6 protein-coding genes and 1 pseudogene are annotated in these 3,421 nt (G+C 68.6%); 1 reads left to right on the top strand and 6 read right to left on the bottom strand.

Annotated elements, in window-relative coordinates:
• Both ENN83_RS03055 and ENN83_RS03060 read right to left on the bottom strand, forming a co-directional pair.
• On the bottom strand, positions 1-536 hold a 536-nt coding region (locus ENN83_RS03055; protein WP_287183961.1), incomplete at its 3' end, for a phage terminase large subunit family protein.
• Positions 523-1,077, bottom strand: a complete 555-nt coding sequence (locus tag ENN83_RS03060; RefSeq protein WP_349760091.1) for an elements of external origin — start codon at positions 1,075-1,077, stop codon at positions 523-525. The genes ENN83_RS03055 and ENN83_RS03060, both read right to left, overlap by 14 nt.
• A 152-nt stretch (positions 1,078-1,229) precedes the next feature.
• On the opposite strand from ENN83_RS03060, the gene ENN83_RS03065 reads away from it, so the two are divergent.
• On the top strand, positions 1,230-1,940 hold the full coding sequence (locus ENN83_RS03065) for a hypothetical protein (RefSeq protein ID WP_287183965.1): 711 nt from the start codon (positions 1,230-1,232) through the stop codon (positions 1,938-1,940).
• 115 nt (positions 1,941-2,055) lie between these two features.
• Here the strand turns inward: ENN83_RS03065 and ENN83_RS03070 are convergent, their stop codons facing one another.
• The 4 genes and pseudogenes from ENN83_RS03070 to ENN83_RS03085 form a co-directional block, all read right to left on the bottom strand.
• Complete coding sequence (locus ENN83_RS03070; protein ID WP_287183968.1) at positions 2,056-2,550, bottom strand: RES family NAD+ phosphorylase; 495 nt, start codon at positions 2,548-2,550, stop codon at positions 2,056-2,058.
• A gap of 6 nt (positions 2,551-2,556) precedes the next feature.
• Entirely contained in the window at positions 2,557-2,907 is a 351-nt protein-coding gene (locus tag ENN83_RS03075) for an MbcA/ParS/Xre antitoxin family protein (protein ID WP_287183971.1), read from the bottom strand.
• Between the two features lie 59 nt (positions 2,908-2,966).
• Positions 2,967-3,173, bottom strand: coding sequence for a hypothetical protein (locus tag ENN83_RS03080; RefSeq protein WP_287183973.1), 207 nt, complete (start codon positions 3,171-3,173; stop codon positions 2,967-2,969).
• 21 nt (positions 3,174-3,194) lie between these two features.
• Positions 3,195-3,421 (bottom strand): annotated as a pseudogene (locus ENN83_RS03085) (hypothetical protein); the annotation flags it as partial.

A 3,421-nucleotide genomic window follows, 5' to 3' on the forward strand; every position in this document is an offset into this window, starting at 1 on the left:
TCGAGAAACAGCCAGCGCGCCGGCATCGAGCGCAGGCCCACCGCCGAATTCGCCCCGGTCAGGATCAGCTGACCGCCGGGAAACCGCTTCGCCAGCACCGTGTTGCCGGCGTCCCGCGAGCGCGAGGGCAGCACCAGTTCCCGCAGATCGGGACTTTCCTCGATCAGCGGCTCGATCCGTTGCTGCGAAAGGCGTTTCGCCAGATCGACCGTGGGCTGCACGGCCAGGAAGGGCCCCGGCGCGCGGTGCATGCAGAAGCCGATCCAGTTGTTGCCGGCCTCCGTGGCGCCGACCTGGGCGGATTTCATGAACACGATGCGCTGCACCGGGCTGGCCGGCGACAGTGCATCCATGATCGCGCGCATATAGGGCGTGCGGTTCGTGCGATACGGCCCGGCCTCGGAGGCCGCGCGCGAGGACAGCACCCGGTGCCGGTCTGCCCATTCCGATACGGTGAGCGCCGGATCGGGCGACAGACCCCGCGCCCAGGCGCGGCGGATATCGCCTGCGCCCTCGAAGGGTTCAGCGGAGTTCAACCTTCACCTCCGCCAGTTCGCCCAGATGCACGCGCACATGCCGTTCCAGAACCGTTTCCATCTGATGCGCCTCCACGCCGAGTTCTGCGGCCATCAGCGCCGCCACCCGGGGCGGCCAGTTTGCCCATGCAACGCGCTCGCGCCGGGCCAGATCGAACACCATCGCCGTGGCGCGAGCCCGATCCACGACCTCGCCCTTCATCTTCTGAAGCCGGACCCGGGCGGTCTGGGCCTTCAGCACCTCGTTCGCCATGCGGGCGCGGACGAACGACACTTCGCCACCTTCGGTCGCGCCGGGCTCGCTGCCCGCCTCGCGCAGCGTGTCCTTCACCGCGTCCAGCGCCGCCCGGGGCACGGGCTTGTTGAGCGTGGCCTTCGCCGTGGCGGTCGTGGCCGCGGTTTCCGCCGCCGTTGCCCTGGCATGGGCGCCGCGCTGTTGGGCCGGATCGGTGCGGGCGTCCCACATGGCATCGGCCCGCGCAGCGTCGATCGTGCCATCTGCTTCCGTTGCAATCCGCCCGGTGGCGATCGCCTTGCGCACTGCGCTTTCGCTGCATCCGCGATGCGCGGCATATGCCCGCCGAGAGAGCCCCATCAGTTCAAAAACATCATCTTTTCAGTGGCTTGGGAGTTGCTCCGTGCCGCCGGTCGAGCCTGAGTGAGACCGCGAACCAGCCAAGAAAGGAGCATCCCATGCCCGCAAAGGTTCATCCCGCCGACGAGGCCGCCGCCCGGATCATTGCCCAGGCCCAGCGCTTCGAGATCGCGCTTTTCCAGGGGCAGGGGCGCTACGCCAGGGCCGAAGCCCCGACCCTGCCGCAGGCTCAGAAGGTCGCCGCCCGGCTTGAGGCGGAGATCGCCAACGGCAAGCGCGCCATGATCTACGCGCTCACCCCCGAGGGCCGCTCGGCCCTTGTCACCGATGCCACCCAAACCGCCATGGACCAAGCCGAGATGCAGATCTACACCAAGAAGTTCAACGCCCGCCGCGCCGCCCAGCGCGCCGGCATCCCCGATGACCGGATCGAGGTTCTGCGCACGCCCAAGGGCTACGTCTGGCGCGACACCGGGCCGAAGGAGCCGGCCCCGATTGCGGCCGCGCCCATGCCCAGCGCCGAGACAGAGCCGAAACCCACCGCGCCGAAGCGCAAGCGGATCGATTACGACAAGCTCGAAGCCGAGGCCCACAAGGGGCAACTGCCCGAACCGCCGGATTTCAGCGCGCCGACCCACGCCCGGTTCCGCAACAAGCTTGCCAAGCTCACCGAGCTTGCCGCCGCGGGCGATATCGACGCCCTGCGTGCCTTCGAGATCAACCCGGTCTCGTCCAGCCCGAAGGCGATGGCCCGCTATCGCGACCTCTGCGTCATCGCCCTTGAGGCCCGCGCGGAGGCCGCAGCGTGAAGATCGATCCCGGATTTGACCCGGCGATGAAGGCCGCGTTCGAGCGGATGGGGCTCGGGGATATGCTGCATTGAAGGCGCCGCCTCGCAACACGAGGTGAGGCGCGATTGCCTCCTCAGCCCAAGCGCCCCTCGTCATCAACCAGCCGCAGCCGCGTGGGCGACTGCGCGCCCCAGACCCAGAGCACGAGGTTCAGATCGTGCCCCGTCGCGCCCTTGGCAAAGGAGCGCACCTGCATCCCGGCATAGCCCGCGGCCTTTAGCCTCTCGGCCAGCGCTTGCGTCGGTGCCTTGCCATCTGCCAGCATCTTCAGCCGCCAGTCATCGGCAGCAAGCTGCTCGGCTGTGATGCCTTCCTCGCCCAGCGCGGCGGGGTCCGTCGTGTCAAAGATCGGGCCGACATCGGCCTCGTAGGCCGCCAGCGTTGTGGGTTGCAGCGTCCCGATCTGGTTGGCCTCGCGGATCGCGGTCATCACGCTTTGCGAGGTGTAAAGCGCCGGCATCCCCTTGGGGTTGAACCGGCCTCCGTAGCGGCGCGCGCCTTCGCCCGAAAGCGGCTCGCGCGCATAAACGGGGTTCAGCGCGCGATAGAGAAGGCCCGCGTAGTGCATGCCGCGTCAGGCATGCACGCCGGCATCCACGGCGTCGATATAGTCCATCACCTCGGCCGCGTGGCCGTCGCGCACCAGCTGCATGGCGGTCAGCCCGCCGAACCCCGCTAGCGGCTCTGAGCGATACCAGGCATAGGCGATCAACGCCGAGCCGAAGCGCGGCTCCACCCGGTTCAGGATCTCGACCATCTCGCGCAGGCGCTTCTGTGTCTTCGGGCTCTGCACCCGGTCGGCACGCATGAGCGCATCCCGACCAAGCCCGACCGTCCGCGCCACCTCGTCCTTGGTGGTGCGGAGCACGGCCGCGATGCGGGCCGGGGCAAAGACGCCGTTTTCGGCGAAGGATTCAATGTGCATGCAGTCTCCACACTCCCTGACGCAGTATAGCGACATACAGCGTGGCAAACAAGGCAACCTTAGCCTCGCGCGATCGGCGCCACGTTCCAGAACACCACGCGCCCCGGCCGATGCCGGGTTAGGCAGACCTCCCAGGCCTTCGCGTCATAGTGCGGATCGCTGGGGAAGGGCGGCGTGGTTATCGCCACCTTCCCGAACGCCAGCGGATAGCGGTGAACCTGCGCGCCGGCGACCTCGCGCGGGCTGAGGTCGCGGCCGACCTGCACAACATGGCGGCGGGCGTTCGGCTAGGCCGCGGCGAGCCCGCGGGCCAGCACGCCTGAGCCGGCAGCGCACCAGACCTCTTCAGGATCGAGCCCGCTCGATTGCGCCGCCGCGGCGATCGCCTGCACGGCGCCCGGGATTTCGGCACCGAACGGGATCAGGAGCGCCCCGGTTTTGTGGCAGTATTCCTTCGCGCGCGACTGCACGACCGACAGATAGCCAGGCGCCACGGGCACGACCTTGGCGCACA

This window comes from Rhodovulum sp., from assembly GCF_011048875.1.
In the GTDB taxonomy this organism is placed as follows: Bacteria; Pseudomonadota; Alphaproteobacteria; order Rhodobacterales; family Rhodobacteraceae; genus Rhodovulum; species Rhodovulum tesquicola.